Source organism: Nocardia sp. NPDC046473 (assembly GCF_040645995.1).
Lineage (GTDB): Bacteria > Actinomycetota > Actinomycetes > Mycobacteriales > Mycobacteriaceae > Nocardia.
This window is the reverse complement of the sequence record NZ_JBEYZJ010000006.1, coordinates 616881-630271: the sequence shown is the minus strand read 5'-3', so window position 1 is coordinate 630271 and position 13391 is coordinate 616881. Positions and strand designations below refer to the sequence as shown.

Annotated in this window: 15 protein-coding genes; 7 read left to right on the top strand and 8 right to left on the bottom strand. The window is 65.7% G+C overall.

Features of this window, described 5'->3' with window-relative positions:
- Positions 1-164: 164 nt before the first annotated feature.
- Both mftC and mftA read right to left on the bottom strand, forming a co-directional pair.
- Positions 165-1718 carry a mycofactocin radical SAM maturase gene (gene mftC, locus ABZ942_RS24605; RefSeq protein ID WP_357385910.1) on the bottom strand — a complete coding sequence of 518 codons (1554 nt, stop codon included), beginning with the start codon at positions 1716-1718 and terminating at the stop codon, positions 165-167.
- A gap of 16 nt (positions 1719-1734) precedes the next feature.
- Positions 1735-1881 carry a mycofactocin precursor MftA gene (mftA, locus tag ABZ942_RS24600; RefSeq protein WP_357385684.1) on the bottom strand — a complete coding sequence of 49 codons (147 nt, stop codon included), beginning with the start codon at positions 1879-1881 and terminating at the stop codon, positions 1735-1737.
- Positions 1882-2148: 267 nt separating this feature from the next.
- Between mftA and mftR2 the strand changes: the two genes are divergently transcribed.
- Positions 2149-2772 carry a mycofactocin system transcriptional regulator MftR2 gene (gene mftR2, locus ABZ942_RS24595; protein ID WP_357385682.1) on the top strand — a complete coding sequence of 208 codons (624 nt, stop codon included), beginning with the start codon at positions 2149-2151 and terminating at the stop codon, positions 2770-2772.
- Positions 2773-2857: 85 nt separating this feature from the next.
- Positions 2858-3940, top strand: a complete 1083-nt coding sequence (locus ABZ942_RS24590; protein ID WP_357385680.1) for a ferredoxin--NADP reductase — start codon at positions 2858-2860, stop codon at positions 3938-3940.
- A 7-nt stretch (positions 3941-3947) separates the two neighbouring features.
- Here ABZ942_RS24590 and ABZ942_RS24585 read toward each other — a convergent pair whose 3' ends face one another.
- The 3 genes from ABZ942_RS24585 to ABZ942_RS24575 all read right to left on the bottom strand — a co-directional run bounded on the left by ABZ942_RS24585 (position 3948) and on the right by ABZ942_RS24575 (position 6786).
- A complete protein-coding gene (locus tag ABZ942_RS24585; RefSeq protein ID WP_357385679.1) occupies positions 3948-4688 on the bottom strand; it encodes a DNA alkylation repair protein in 741 nt (246 codons plus the stop codon).
- Positions 4689-4716: 28 nt separating this feature from the next.
- Positions 4717-5478 carry an aspartate/glutamate racemase family protein gene (locus ABZ942_RS24580; RefSeq protein ID WP_357385677.1) on the bottom strand — a complete coding sequence of 254 codons (762 nt, stop codon included), beginning with the start codon at positions 5476-5478 and terminating at the stop codon, positions 4717-4719.
- A gap of 96 nt (positions 5479-5574) precedes the next feature.
- Positions 5575-6786 carry an FAD/NAD(P)-binding oxidoreductase gene (locus ABZ942_RS24575; protein WP_357385675.1) on the bottom strand — a complete coding sequence of 404 codons (1212 nt, stop codon included), beginning with the start codon at positions 6784-6786 and terminating at the stop codon, positions 5575-5577.
- A gap of 154 nt (positions 6787-6940) precedes the next feature.
- On the opposite strand from ABZ942_RS24575, the gene ABZ942_RS24570 reads away from it, so the two are divergent.
- The 3 genes from ABZ942_RS24570 (at position 6941) to ABZ942_RS24560 (ending at position 8996) form a co-directional block, all read left to right on the top strand.
- On the top strand, positions 6941-7300 hold the full coding sequence (locus tag ABZ942_RS24570; RefSeq protein WP_150399702.1) for an SPW repeat protein: 360 nt from the start codon (positions 6941-6943) through the stop codon (positions 7298-7300).
- The gene (locus ABZ942_RS24565) at positions 7300-7965 is read left to right on the top strand and encodes a TetR/AcrR family transcriptional regulator (protein ID WP_357385673.1); all 666 of its coding nucleotides are present in this window, start codon (positions 7300-7302) and stop codon (positions 7963-7965) included. Before ABZ942_RS24570 ends, ABZ942_RS24565 begins: the two co-directional genes overlap by 1 nt.
- A gap of 86 nt (positions 7966-8051) precedes the next feature.
- Positions 8052-8996 carry a type IV toxin-antitoxin system AbiEi family antitoxin domain-containing protein gene (locus ABZ942_RS24560; protein ID WP_357385671.1) on the top strand — a complete coding sequence of 315 codons (945 nt, stop codon included), beginning with the start codon at positions 8052-8054 and terminating at the stop codon, positions 8994-8996.
- Between the two features lie 3 nt (positions 8997-8999).
- On the opposite strand, the gene ABZ942_RS24555 is transcribed toward ABZ942_RS24560, so the two are convergent.
- Complete coding sequence (locus ABZ942_RS24555) at positions 9000-9830, bottom strand: alpha/beta hydrolase (protein WP_357385669.1); 831 nt, start codon at positions 9828-9830, stop codon at positions 9000-9002.
- A gap of 147 nt (positions 9831-9977) precedes the next feature.
- Between ABZ942_RS24555 and ABZ942_RS24550 the strand changes: the two genes are divergently transcribed.
- Both ABZ942_RS24550 and ABZ942_RS24545 read left to right on the top strand, forming a co-directional pair.
- Positions 9978-10646: a hypothetical protein gene (locus ABZ942_RS24550; protein ID WP_357385667.1), complete on the top strand. Its 669-nt coding sequence runs from the start codon at positions 9978-9980 to the stop codon at positions 10644-10646.
- Between the two features lie 46 nt (positions 10647-10692).
- Entirely contained in the window at positions 10693-11295 is a 603-nt protein-coding gene (locus ABZ942_RS24545) for a DUF4232 domain-containing protein (protein WP_357385665.1), read from the top strand.
- Positions 11296-11501: 206 nt separating this feature from the next.
- Here ABZ942_RS24545 and ABZ942_RS24540 read toward each other — a convergent pair whose 3' ends face one another.
- Together ABZ942_RS24540 and ABZ942_RS24535 are read right to left on the bottom strand one after the other, a co-directional pair.
- Positions 11502-11975 (bottom strand): hypothetical protein, encoded by a 474-nt coding sequence (locus ABZ942_RS24540; RefSeq protein WP_357385663.1) that lies wholly within the window; start codon positions 11973-11975, stop codon positions 11502-11504.
- 127 nt (positions 11976-12102) lie between these two features.
- Positions 12103-13365, bottom strand: a complete 1263-nt coding sequence (locus tag ABZ942_RS24535; RefSeq protein ID WP_357385661.1) for a hypothetical protein — start codon at positions 13363-13365, stop codon at positions 12103-12105.
- Positions 13366-13391 lie beyond the last annotated feature (26 nt).

Below are 13391 nucleotides of genomic sequence, written 5' to 3'. Positions count from 1 at the left end.
CACGAAACCGCGCCGCTCGACCCACTGACACGTGTTGCGGCAGACGATGAAGCGCCGAGTTTCGCTCGAAACCAGCATCCGGCAACGCGGCGGCAACCGGCCGGTCGGAACCGGTAGACGACCGCCGCGCGGCAAGCAGCATCCGACTGGCTACTCCCATGACATCAGGCGAGCGGGTTCTCGTCACAGGCCCGAGCCGGAGGACGAACAGGCGGAAATACGCTCGGGCGCGTCACGGACAGTGTCAGTGGCACCGGCGCGGGTTTGCGCGCACTCGTCCGCGGCGTCACCCGCCGGGAGTGGTCGACCGACGAGCGCGGGATCAACCGCGCAGTGTCGGCCAGCGCCGCCTCGCCGTAACCCTGGACGCATTCCGGGTCCGGCCCGTCGGCGGGCAGGCCGGTGAAGAACTTGGCCGCCATGCAGCCGCCGCGGCAGGAGTCGTAGTGGCTGCACGACGCGCACGCGCCGCCGCCGCTCGGCTCACGCAGTTCCGCGAACAGCGCCGAGTCGTGCCAGACCGCCCGAAAACCACCGTCCGACACCACATTTCCGGCATGGAACCGGTCGTGGATGGCGAACGGGCAGGCGTACACATCGCCGAGTGGATCGACCAGGCAGACCACCCGGCCGGCCCCGCACATGTTCAACCCGGGCAGCGCCTGGCCGAACGCGGACAGGTGGAAGAACGAGTCGCCGGTGAGCACGCCGTCGCCGTTGCGGACCAGCCAGTCGTAGAGCACCCGCTGCTGATCCTGGGTCGGATGCAGGTCGTCCCACACGTCCGCGCCGCGGCCGGACGGGCGCAACCTGGTCAATCGCAAGGTGGCGCCGTACTTTTCGGCGATGGCCCGGAACTCGTCGAGCTGGCCGATGTTGTGCCTGGTCGCCACGACCGACACCTTCGCGTCGCGGAAGCCCGCTGCCGCAAGGTTTTCCAGTGCGCGGATGGCCATGTCGTAGGAGCCCGGCCCGCGCACCGCGTCGTTCACCGCGGCGTCGGCGCCGTCCAGCGAAATCTGTACGTCGACATAGTCACTCGCGGCCAGCCGCGCGGCGACCTCCGGGGTGATCCGAACTCCGTTGGTGGAGAACTTCACTCCGACGTGGTGTGCCGTCGCGTAGTCGACCAGTTCCCAGAAGTCCGGGCGCACCGTCGGTTCGCCGCCGCCGATGTTCACATAGAAGATCTGCATGCGCTCGAACTCGTCGATCAGCGCCTTGCACTGCTCGGTGCTCAGCTCCCGCGGATCGCGGCGACCGGACGAGGACAGGCAGTGCACACACGACAGGTTGCAGGCGTAGGTCAGTTCCCAGGTGAGGCAAATCGGCGCGGCCAGACCGCTTTCGAACCGATCGACCAGGCGCACCGCCGCGTCGGACGGCGGGACCACCCCCGCCGTCGACGGCGCCGGCGCGGTGCGCACGGCGGCGGGCGCCAGCGGAGCATCGGCGGGCGCACCGACGATCATGTCGGAATCGACAAGCTGTGTCAGCGCTTTCACGTACTGCGCGGCATTGGCGTCGGAGATGCCCGCCGCCCGGATGGCGGCGCGGGCCGAGGTGTGCGCCGGCAGCGACCGCACGATCTCGACGATCCGCGGGCTCTTCAAAAAGGAGAGCTTGCGGGTGCCGAAGTGGTAGAGCAGCGCACCGAACGGTTCCGGCCGCAGGGCCACCCGCGGATGCAGCTGCCATCGGGTATCGAGATCGAGCATGGTCTCCACCGCCTGTTCAGTAAACGCCGCACATGCCGTCGATGGACACCTCTTCGATGAGGGTCTCCTCGATCAGCGGTGTGGCGTCCTCGTGTGCCTCGACTGTGCCGACCGTTCCCGAGTGGTCGGTGTCGGCGTGTCCGTTGGATCCGTATTCCGGCATCTCTACCTCCGAGCGAGCGATCCGTGACCACGGCCACCCGATCGTGGCCGCGATCACACGATAACGTCATTCGCTGACAAAATGGAACCTGTTCTACCAATTGGGACTGGATCTGGACAGATCTAGCAGGTCGCCGGTTCCGCCCAGTCGAACGCACAGAGAACCAGCCAGCGCCGCGCCCTCTAGACTTCGGATGGAAAGCAGCTGAACAGGACGTGACGGGCGACACGCGCCCGCGGTGGTAGAGGTGGCATGGGAGTCGGACGAATGCAGGCGAGCGGAGGCGGCAATACCCTGTCGGAGTCCGAGATCGTCGAGGCCGCGCTGCGGGTGGTCCGCGAGGACGGCGTGGAGAAGTTGTCGATGCGACGGCTCTCCCGGGAACTCGGGGTCTCACCGATGGCGCCGTACTACTACGTCGCGGACAAGCGCGAGCTGCTCGATCTGGTCGCCACCGCCGCACTGACCGGAGTACGCACGCCACCAGCGGAATCCGGCCCGTGGCAGCGCAGGCTGCGCGACCTGATCGACCAGATCGACGACAAGCTGCGCAAGCACCCCGGTCTCGGCGACGTGCTGATCGAGCAGATGCTCGGCAAGCAACTCGACCTGATCGCTGCCATCATGGAGATCCTGTTCGAGGCGGGCTTCAACGATCGCAACGTGCTCGCCGCGTACGCCACGATCCACACCTACTTATTCGGCCGCAGCCGGGTGAACCCGCGCGATCGCGCGCCGCTGTCCGACGTCGCGCTGCCCGAAGCGGTCGAGCGCGCCACCAAGCACATGGCCGACCTGCGCGGTAAGTACGCCTACGACTTCGGCATGGAGGTGCTGATCTCCGGTCTGGAGGCTCAGCTTGTCCGGCAGCCGGACTCCGACGTACGATAAAACTGCAACACGTTCTAGTTTTGGCACGGTGCAGCGCCCCGGCCTGGTTCGAGAGGACGAAATGGAAGCATCGCGCAGCGATTCGATGAGGGGTGGTGGTCGGGCGACGGGTGGGCCGACTGTCGAGGTTCCACATGGCTCGCGTTCGGTGGTGCTGCGGGTAGCCGCGGTCATCACCGAAACAGCCGACACCTGCTCGCTGGTCTTCGACGTTCCCGACGAGATGACCGAGCGCTTCCGCTACCAGCCCGGCCAGTTTCTCACGCTGCGCATCCCCAGCGAGCGGACCGGGTCGGTGGCGCGCTGCTATTCGCTGGCCAGTTCGCCGTTCACCGACGATCAGCCGAAGGTCACCGTCAAGCGGACGGCGGAAGGCTACGGCTCGAACTGGTTGTGCGACAACCTGAAAGCAGGCGACTCGCTCGAAGTACTGCCGCCCTCAGGCGTTTTCACGCCCAAGGATCTCGATGCGGACCTGCTGCTGTTCGGCGCGGGCAGCGGCATCACGCCGGTGATGTCGATCCTGAAGTCGGCGCTGGCCCGCGGCAACGGCCGAATCGTGTTGGTATACGCCAATCGAGACCACGAATCGGTGATCTTCGCCGCCGAACTGCGCGAGCTCGCGGACAAGCATCCGCAGCGGCTGACCGTGATCCACTGGCTGGAACACCTGCAGGGACTGCCGACCGCCGACGCGCTGGCCACCCTGGTCACCCCGTACCAGGGCTACGAGGCGTTCATGTGCGGGCCGAAGCCGTTCATGGATCGGGTGCACGACGCGCTCGGCCAGCTCGGCGTGCCGCGCTCGCGCACGCACGCCGAGGTGTTCAATTCCCTTGCGGGAGACCCGTTCGCGGATCAGACGCCGGTCGAGGTGTCCGACGAGGAGGCGGCCGGCGCGGCGACGGTCGAGGTGGAACTCGACGGCGAGGTGCACGAGCTGAAATGGCCGCGCAAGCAGACGCTGGTGGACATCATGCTGGCCAAGGGGCTCGACGTGCCGTACTCCTGCCAGGAGGGCGAATGCGGTTCGTGCGCGTGCACGGTGCTCGAGGGCAAGGTCGACATGGACAATGCCGAGATCCTCGACCCGGAGGACATCGAGAACGGCTACATCCTCGGCTGCCAGGCACATCCGGTGACCGATCACCTCAAGATCCAGTTCTGAGCCGGAGTTACCGCGCGCGATAGTCGGCGCGGAGTTCGGCGTCGAGGTGTTCGGTGGCGTAGCTCAGTGCGGTGCGGCCCAGGTTCGCCGCGTGCTGGTCGAGGAAGCCGGTCAGCAGCCGCTGATCGATGCGTTTGCCGACTTCGCGCAGCATCCAGCCGAGCGCCTTCTGGATGAGGTCGCGGCGGTCGTCGAGCAGCAGCGCGGAAAGTTCGAAAGTGGTTGTAGCGTCGCCGGATTTGATGAACGCGAAGGTGGACAGCAGGGCAACGCGGCGCTCCCACAACGATTCCGCGGCGGCCAGCTCGAAGAGCAGGTCGCGCGGTTTGTCCAATAGCCATGGGCCGATGATGTTTTCGGCGGACGCATCGACCAGGTCCCAGTTGTTCACCCGGCCGCGGCGCACGGCGGCCAGATAGCGCTGCACCATCTCCGCGCGGGCCGCGTCGTCGAAGGTCTTCGGCTTGGCGGCGTCGGCGAACCTGGCATTGAGGATGATCAGACCGGCGAACCGGTCCTCGTGCACGGCACTGTCCAGCAGTGCGTCGATCTCGTCGAGCGACAGTGCCACAAAGCGTTTCGCGATGCCTCGGCTCGTCGGTACCCGCACGCCGATGAAGACATCGCCCTCGCCGTACTCCCCCGGCCCGGTCTTGAAGAAGCGCTGTAGATGGATCGCGTCCGCGGGATTCGCGACCTCGCGCAAGGCCGCCTGGACGTCTGCGGCGGTCGGCGCGGCCTCGGTCATCGAACGAACTCTCTTCGGGCGCGGCGCTTCACGCCTGGGCGCCCAGGATTCGACCGGATTCGAAGCTGGCGGCGCTGGCGGGCAGCTCGCCTGGGCGGCCGCTGTTGCGCACGATCACCTCACCGTTGCCGGGCGTGGGTCGGCCGAGCGCGTCCATCCGCCGGATGGTCTGTGCGGCAACGGCTTGCGCGCTGTCGAAGAGGCGGACACCGTCGGGCAGCGCGGCAACGATCGAGTCGATCACCAGGGGGTAGTGGGTACAGCCGAGCACGACGCCTTCGACATCGTCGGGGGTCTGCTCGACGGCGCGGGCGATGGATTCGCGGGCCGCGACCAGGTCGCCCCGATCGATCGAGTCCGCCAGACCGTGGCAGGCCACGCCGACCACGTCCGCGTCGCCGCCGAACTTGGCGATCAGATCCGCCTGGTACCGGCTGGCGGTGGTCGCGGCGGTCGCCCAGACCGCCACCGAGCGGCAGACGGCGGCCGCGGGTTTGATCGCGGGCACGGTGCCGATGACCGGCACGTCGGGACCGACTTCCACGCGCACATGTTCCAAAGCGGTGACGCTTGCCGTGTTGCACGGAATCACGATCACCTCCGCACCCAGTTCGATCGATGTACGGGCGGTTTCGACCACGCGGTTGATCGTCCAGCGGTCCGGCTTGGGTCCCCACGGTGCGCCGTCGGGGTCCAATTGCAGCAGCAGATCCACGTCCGGCCGCAGCTTGCGCAGCCAAGCGGATGTGGGCAGCAGCCCGAGACCCGAATCGATGAGCGCGACGATCACAGAGACAACCGTATTACAGTGCCCCGACGCGATATGCGCGGCAGCGGTTCGACCGGCCATGGCGGCCCGCCGCGGCACCGGCCGAGGGCCGCGAACTCAGCTCGGGGTGAGCAGTTCCGACACCGCAGCGCCCGCGGCGATCTTGGCTCTGGTCTTCATCACCCCGGCCGTCATACCCGCGCCGACGACGCCGGTGAGCTTGCCGTCCTGGGCGTAGTAGGCGAGGAATTTGCGGCCGTCGTCGACCACGAGGTGCACGTCGTCGGTGGCGGTCGGCGTGCCGAGGGCTTGGATCTTCACCTCGTACTGGTCACTCCAGAAGTACGGGACCCTGGCCGCGGTCGGCGGGGCGGCGCCGAGCAATGCGCAGGCCACCAGGCGGGCCTGTTCGCCCGCGTTGGTCCAGTGTTCGATCCGCTTGCGGCGGCCGGTCTGGTGCAGCCAGGCGGCGACGTCGCCGACCGCCCAGACGCGTTCGGCCGAGGTGCGCCCCACCTCGTCGGCCACGATCCCGCCGCCCGCCGCCGGGTCGGCGAGGGCGATGCCGGAATCGGCGAGCCATTCGGTGACGGGCCGCGAGCCGACGCCGATCACCACCAGGTCGGCGGCGACCTCGGTGCCGTCGGAGAGGCGGGCGCCGCGCACCCGGTCGCCGTCGGCCAGCAGGGTGTCCAGGCCGGTGCCGCAGCGCAGATCGACACCTTCGTCGCGGTGCATCCTGGCGACCAGCGCGCCGACTTGTTCGCCGAGGACCGAGGCAAGCGGGGTCGGCTGTGGCTCGACCAGTACCACCGGCACGCCGCGGGTGCGAAAGCTGGCCGCCAGCTCGCAACCGATGAAACCGGCGCCGACCACGAGTGCCGTTGTGGCCTCGGCTAATTCGGCGCGCAGCGCGGCGGCGTCGGCGTGGCCGCGCAGCACGTGCACGCCCTTCAGGTCGGGCAGGCCGGGCAAGCGGCGTGGGCGCAGGCCCGTCGCGATGATCAGTTGGTCGTAGTCGAGGGTCGCCCCGTCGGCGAGGCGTACCTGGCGCGCGGCGGTGTCGACGCCGATCGCCGCGGTGTCGAGGCGCAGGTCGATCTGCTTCTCGGCGAAGAACTCGGCGGGACGCAAAGTGGTGTCGTCGGTTTCGCCGCGGACGAACTGCTTGGACAGCGGCGGCCGGTCGTACGGCAGGCGGGGCTCGTCGCCGAGCAGGATCAGCGCTCCCTCGTATCCGGCGCGGCGCAGTTCCTCGGCGGTGCGCAGACCGGCGAGCCCGGCGCCGACGATCACGATCGGCGCGGAATCTGTTGCTGAAGGTGCCACGCAGCTCACCCTAACGTCCGCTTGGTTCAGCGCTCGAGTGAGCCCGCTCACTCGGCAATCGCCGTGCGATCGTAGCCGTTCCGATATTGATCGGGCGGTCAATCAGGTCTATACCGAGAGACAGGACATATTCCTGAGCCCAAGGAGGCACACCATGTTCACTGAAAGCCGCGCACAGGATTTCCTGGCAGTAGTGCTCGGAATCTTCGCCGCGCTGTCACCCCTGTGGTTGGAGACCACCGACAAAGCGATGTGGTCACTGGTCGTGCTCGGCGTGCTGATCGCGCTCACCGGCCTCGCGCAGATGTACCGGCCCGCACTCGGGGCGAACGCCGACTACGCGATGGGTCTGTTCGGCGTACTGCTGTTCATTTCCCCCTGGGCGATGGACTTCACCGATTACCGCGGCGCATCCTGGACCGCATGGGTAGTCGGGGTAGTGACGGCGGTGGTCGCGGTAGCGGCGCTGCCGACGGTGTCGGGACGTCTGCACGGCGCGGCGACACACCACTGATGCAGATGCCGAAACCCGGTCGCCGGGCAGCAGCCCAGCGACCGGGGAAGGAACCGAGGGCCGGGCGGCGCCGTAGCGCGAAGGTGGACGGCGACGCCCGGCAACTCATCCTCGACGCCGCCGAAAAGCTCTTCGCGGCACAGGGATTCGACGCCACCGCGACGGCCGCCATCGCGGGCGCCGCCGAGGTGCCGAAAGGTCTTGTCTTCTACTATTTCCCGACCAAGGATTCAATCCTGTCGGCACTGATGGACGAACGGGTGCCGGCGCATCCGATCGACGACATCGACACCGTGGTCGCGCCCGGCGACCCGGCCGCGAGCCTGATGGCCCTCGACGCCGCGCTCAATCTGCGCGACCATCACTCCTCGGTGTTGCGGGTGATCATGTGGCGCGAGGCCGACACCCATCCCGATGTGCGTCGCCAATTGCGCAGGCTGCGTGATCAATTGCTGGATGTCACCGCACGCGTATTGCAGGCGAGCGCGACGGTGCCGGTCCGCCCCGGCACATTGCGCGCCTGCGCCGCCGCCTGGGTTTCGGCCATGTTCGCCATTGCCAGCACCGACCGGCTGCATGCCCTGGACGGCGTGCCCATTCCCACCGCCGAGGACCTCCTCAATGTCGCCCAGGTGGTTGCCGCGGGAATGACACAGCTCGGCTGATATCCGAGTTATCCACAGGGTGCGTGTTATCCACATTCGGCGAGCGGCGGGTGTTTTCCGGCCGAGGCTTCGTTCAGGATCGCGGTATGGATGCACCGCAACTGATCTCGCGTCGCCAGGCACTGGCCTCGGGGATATCCGATAGCGAATTGCAGCGGCTCTGTCGTTCCGGGCAGTGGCGGCGAGTGCGCGCCGGCCATTATCTGACCGCACCGGAGCCGGAGCTCACCCCGGCGGGCCGCCATCTGATACTCGCCCTCGCTACCTGCGAGGCGATGTCGGATGACGCTGTCGCGAGCCATTGTTCGGCACTGGTAATTCACGGGCTGCCCACCTGGTCGTTGCCGCTGGATCGGGTGCATGTGACGCGCAATCGAAGCAACGGCGGGCGGATCAGGAAACAGCTGGTCCTGCATGCGGCGCTGCTGGCGCCGGACGAGATCACCCTCGTCAACGGGCTTCGCGTCACGACCGTGCCGAGGACCGTCATCGACCTCGCGCGCTCGGCGAGTTTCGAGCAGGCCGTCGCGATCGGCGACAGCGCGCTGCGACAAGGTCTTACCACCGCCGACGAACTGCGCGAACAGGTCTCGCATCGGCGACGACGCGGATCGCTGAAAGCTACGCGGGTGGTCGCATTTCTCGATGGCCGCAGCGAGAGTGTCGGCGAATCCCGCAGCCGCGTGGCAATTCAGCAGGGTGGGTTACCCGCGCCCGAATTGCAGGCCAGGATCTTTACCGATGACGAAGTATGCGTCGGGCGGGTCGATTTCTTGTTTGCCGACATGGGCGTCATCGGTGAATTCGACGAAAAGGTCGAGCACCGCAATGAGTTTCACCTGCCTGCGCAATTGGTGACCACGGAACAGAACCGCGACGATCGGTTGCGCGCCCTGGGCTGGATGGTGGTCCGTTGGACCTGGGCCGAGCTGGCCGATCCCGCACACCTGATCAGACGCCTCCGCGCGGCCGCCGACGCGGCGGCCGGTGTCCGCCGCGCCGGGCACTGGACTTCGACACCGAAGGTCTGAGATCTAGCTCAACGGGTGCTCGGCGGTGAGGAATTCGGTGACGTCGGCGGCGAAGCGCGGATGCTTCATGACGCCGACGTGGCTGGTGCCGGGGTAGATGAGCAGGCGGGAGTCAGGGATACCGTCGGCGGTGTAGCGGAAGTTCTCGGTGCTATAGGCCACGTCGCGTTCGCCGCCGACGACCAGGGTGGGCGCGGCGATCTCACCGAGGCGGTCGGACAGGTCGAAGGCGTCTTCGGCGCGGAGGAAGGCGAGGGTGTCCGCGGGGTTCTTCGGGCGAGCGAGTGGGTCGATCAACCACATGCCGGCGCCGGCGACGCGGGCCAGCAGTGGCGACGAGACGGTGGTCGATGCCATGAGATGTAATGCACGGCGACCCGCGAATGCCGCTTCGCCGTAGCGGATCTGGCTTTCCTTGGCGAGGGGATCCAACCGGTAGCCGGACGAGGCGATGATCAAGCGACGGACGGCGGACGGGTGGTCGGCCGCGAGCTGCAGGGCAATCGATCCGCCCGACGAGACGCCGAGCACATCCACCGGCGCACCGAACTCGGCGCGCAACGCGGCCGCGTGCTCGGTCGCGATATCGGCCATCGTGGTGCCCGCGGCCATGCCCGGCGCCCGGCCGACCGCGTACACCCGGAAGCGCCGGGCCAACGGTGCCAACATAGCGATCTCGAAGTCGCGCATCCATCCGTGCGGATTCGCGTGGTCCGGCGTGAACCATCGCAGAAACACCAGCGGCCGCCCGGCGCCCATCGCAAGGTACGGCATCCCGTGGCGTAGCGCGCCCGAAGTGACGGCGAGCTCGGTGGCGAGGCTGGACTTACGCATGCGTTCTCCGAATCGTCTGGTCTTGTTCTCGTTTCCGACGCTAACGGAGTCGACCGCCGCTCCGCGATAACCTCTGAGGTCATCGAATCACCTCGCGGCCGAACCACCACCGGATTCTGTTGCGACACAACGACTAGTGTTGTGGCCATGCGAATCGCGGCACTCGCTGCCTTAATCCTGGCGCTGAGCGCCTGCTCCCAATCCACCTCGGGTCGGCCACAGCCCTCCCCTGATCAACCGCCGGTCGCGTCGATCTCGACGCCTGCCTCCTCGACCCCGCAGAGCCCGGAAAGTCAGCTGAAGGACCGGATCAGCTGGGCGCAGGCGGGCAGCGCCGCCGATGCGAGCCATTACCATTCCGCGAGCACCGGCTCCGGCGCCGCCGCCGACCTGAAGAGCGATGTCGCGTTCATCAGTCCCTCCGGAAAGATCAGCTGCATCACCGGAACCGAATACCAGATCGACGGACTCGTCTGTGTAGTCAAACTGAAGAACCCGATCCCGAAGCCCGGCGACGGTTTCGGAAACTGGGACGGTGGCTACGTCGACTACTCGGGCCAGCGCCTGTCCGTCGGCCAATTCCGTGGCGACCCAGGCCTTTTCATCCACGGCGACGGGCAGACCCTGCCGTACGACAGCAAGCTGACCTTCGGCAACTACGTCTGCCGCATCGCGACCAGCGGCCTCACCTGTGTCAACCCGTCCACCAGGACCGGCGTGCAGATGAGCGACGACGGCATCGTTCCCTTCGGCTGCCTCAAGGAGGTCTCGGCAGCGGAGCGGGAGGCCTCGGTCGGCCGATCCTTCAGCTGCTGACCGCCGAACCCAGCGCAAACCCGGCGGACGGGACTAGTGTTGCCACATGCGCGGCACTGCATTGGTCATCCTCGCTGCGGCCCTACCACTGACCGCATGCGGATCTTCCTCGCCGAACTCATCGACCACGGCCACCACCCCACCCGCGGCGGCGTCCAGCCACCGGACGCCGACCGTCACCACCACGCCGACAACCTCGGTCGTTGCCGCACCCGATGGCGTACCCCTCTGCGCCGCAGGTGATCTCACCGTGTCCCTCGGCCAACAGGGTGGAGCCGCAGGCTCCATCTACGTCCCCATCGTCTTCACCAACACCGGCCCCGCCCCCTGCGCCCTGTCCGGCTACCCCGCCGTATCCCTCGCCGCCGGTAACCCACCGGCCCCGCTGGGCCCGGAAGCCGAACCGGACAGCACCGCCCCCGCCACACCCCCACCGGTCACCGTCGCCCCCACCGAGTCGGCCCACGCCACCCTCCGCTACTCCCAGGCCGGCAACTACGACTGCGAACGCGCCCCCGCCCAATACCTACTGATCCACCCCCCGAACCAGCCAACCGCAGTAACCAAACCCTTCACCGCAGACGCCTGCGTAAAACCGGCCTACCTCCTGCTCCACATCGAAGCCATCAAGCCCGGCAAAGAGAACTAGGCCAACCACCAAACTGGAGCATCTCAGACAACGGAGACGGATTCGGCCTGCGACCAACCTCAAAAAGCTGCCCGAACCCGACCCCCAGACGTCAGTCAGCGAGCGAACTCGTCAACAAGCAGCGGCTGCTTATCAGCTGCATCCGCAGCTCACCGGATCGTGTCATTCGGTCAGCACCTGTGGAATGCCGGGTGTCCGACAACGTTTCACGAACGAGTAGTGGTCCGCGAGACTGGATCGCTCACGGGACCGCTATCGTTGATAAGTTCGCGCCGTCTAATCGCGGACCGAGCTTGCACTTCGGAACCTGGCCACGCCATATCCGGACGGTAAAGTACACGCTGTTCCTTATCAATCAGGCCGCGACCGCTCTTGATGGCTTCATGCCTTGAATCGGCATCGATTATTTGAGCAAGAGCATCCGAATGCTCAGGTCTTCGCGCCGCCTCGATCAGCAGTCCTCGGTATGGCCGACCCTCCATATACCTCAATATCAATGCCAGCGCCGTGAGCGATCCTGTTAGCACCGCCAACGCAATGGTAAGTAGCAACATCCCGAGCGATACACCACTGGCCTGCCCTCGCTGCCCCACGACCAACACGAAGTTGGCTACACCAATAACACCAGTAGTTGCCCCCGCCCCGATCGCCGCCCTCTCCAGCGAGATATTCAACGCCATTTCACACCACCGTCGGGTGATCGACCACCGACCGTGGTGCACCTAACTTTGACAATGAAAACACGTGATTCTCTTTCGAAGTTAATCATGAGCGACCAGCTGAGTGACAGCCGGAATGAGGTAACTCTTACAGCGCCGCTCGACCGCGAACTCGATCGAACGATTGGGATGCCGTGTCTTCTAGCGCTGTTGCAGTCTTGGAGCCGTTGTCCTTTACACCGCCCGCAAGTGAAAGCGCACCTGTGGAGGTGGTCTTTCCAGCGATCCCATCCCAGACGACCGGCCTGCGAGCCCAGATCACATCAGCGAGCATCAGTTCCAGTTCGTTCAACGACCGGCGAGGCTCGTCACTCCAGGGCATACATCTGTGAGCCACGGCGCCCAATGCAGCCAGAACAGCCGGAGCCGCAATTACCGTAGCCGCACGATTTTGAAACTCGTCAGCGAACCATTGAAACAATGCCTCTGCCACCCGGGCAACGGCAGACTCAACGTCCACCTTCCCGTATCCAACAGGCAGGTCCTCAACCCCTACCGCACCGCTGGTCTTCTCGAATCCGGATCTACCGAAGATGGCGGTAATCGTAAACGAGCGCAAAGTCGACAGCGTCAACCACTCCGGATCGCTTATCTTCAGCTGCCGCTTGTTTGTTGAAACCACAGTCTTCAGTGGAACGTTTTCTCCCGTCACAGCACTAGGAACAATAACGCGATCCATCAAACCAAAAGTAATACTCGTCGCAGCGTCATTTGAGTCCGAATTGAGTGCGACATTCTTGTTAGGGATAACGCCGAGCAAATTTCTATCATGGAATATCTGACGCGCAGCCGTCAGCGAGATACCATGATAGATCTCTACGCAAACCAGCCGCGAACCGACCTGATCGCGAGTAATCCCATAATGCGCCGGACTTTCCGTCAAGTGAATATGAGCGAGGTGCTGTGTTTCAGCATCCATCAGCACGCCGCTCGCATCAAACGGAAGGTATGCGATGTAATCAGTTCCAAAAGGGCCATCCGCCGATGAATGCTCTAGCTCGTCAGGAACCCACAATGCAAAGGGCGGAGTCGCCCAAGCTTCACCTCGAGCACCACGAAGCCCGTCCGCAATGTAACGAGCATAGTCCTTGGCATTCTCACGCTTCTTTGTACCTTGGATCATCCGTTGAATTTCGTTGCGGATCTCCGCTTGCTCACGTTCCGCAGCCGATAGATACGGCAAAGCCTTCGGGTCTTCGGCACGCCGCGGATCGGGAACGATCCGGGAAAGATGCGCCCAAGTTATCGTCGCGAGCGACAGATGTCCCCTGACCGGCATCACGCGGATCGGCTGCCCCTTGCCTACCTGAATATGGGGGGCAAAGGTCGCACTACTGACGGTTTCGGGCAATTGAGCTCCTTGACTGCGGGGACTGC

Bases quoted from the DNA above. Each gene is read 5' to 3' on its own strand.
- mftC (WP_357385910.1), bottom strand. From the start codon at position 1,718: ATGCTCGATCTCGATACCCGATGGCAGCTGCATCCGCGGGTGGCCCTG.
- mftA (WP_357385684.1), bottom strand. From the start codon at position 1,881: ATGCCGGAATACGGATCCAACGGACACGCCGACACCGACCACTCGGGA.
- mftR2 (WP_357385682.1), top strand. From the start codon at position 2,149: ATGCAGGCGAGCGGAGGCGGCAATACCCTGTCGGAGTCCGAGATCGTC.
- ABZ942_RS24590 (WP_357385680.1), top strand. From the start codon at position 2,858: ATGAGGGGTGGTGGTCGGGCGACGGGTGGGCCGACTGTCGAGGTTCCA.
- ABZ942_RS24585 (WP_357385679.1), bottom strand. From the start codon at position 4,688: ATGACCGAGGCCGCGCCGACCGCCGCAGACGTCCAGGCGGCCTTGCGC.
- ABZ942_RS24570 (WP_150399702.1), top strand. From the start codon at position 6,941: ATGTTCACTGAAAGCCGCGCACAGGATTTCCTGGCAGTAGTGCTCGGA.
- ABZ942_RS24565 (WP_357385673.1), top strand. From the start codon at position 7,300: ATGCAGATGCCGAAACCCGGTCGCCGGGCAGCAGCCCAGCGACCGGGG.
- ABZ942_RS24560 (WP_357385671.1), top strand. From the start codon at position 8,052: ATGGATGCACCGCAACTGATCTCGCGTCGCCAGGCACTGGCCTCGGGG.
- ABZ942_RS24555 (WP_357385669.1), bottom strand. From the start codon at position 9,830: ATGCGTAAGTCCAGCCTCGCCACCGAGCTCGCCGTCACTTCGGGCGCG.
- ABZ942_RS24550 (WP_357385667.1), top strand. From the start codon at position 9,978: ATGCGAATCGCGGCACTCGCTGCCTTAATCCTGGCGCTGAGCGCCTGC.
- ABZ942_RS24545 (WP_357385665.1), top strand. From the start codon at position 10,693: ATGCGCGGCACTGCATTGGTCATCCTCGCTGCGGCCCTACCACTGACC.
- ABZ942_RS24540 (WP_357385663.1), bottom strand. From the start codon at position 11,975: ATGGCGTTGAATATCTCGCTGGAGAGGGCGGCGATCGGGGCGGGGGCA.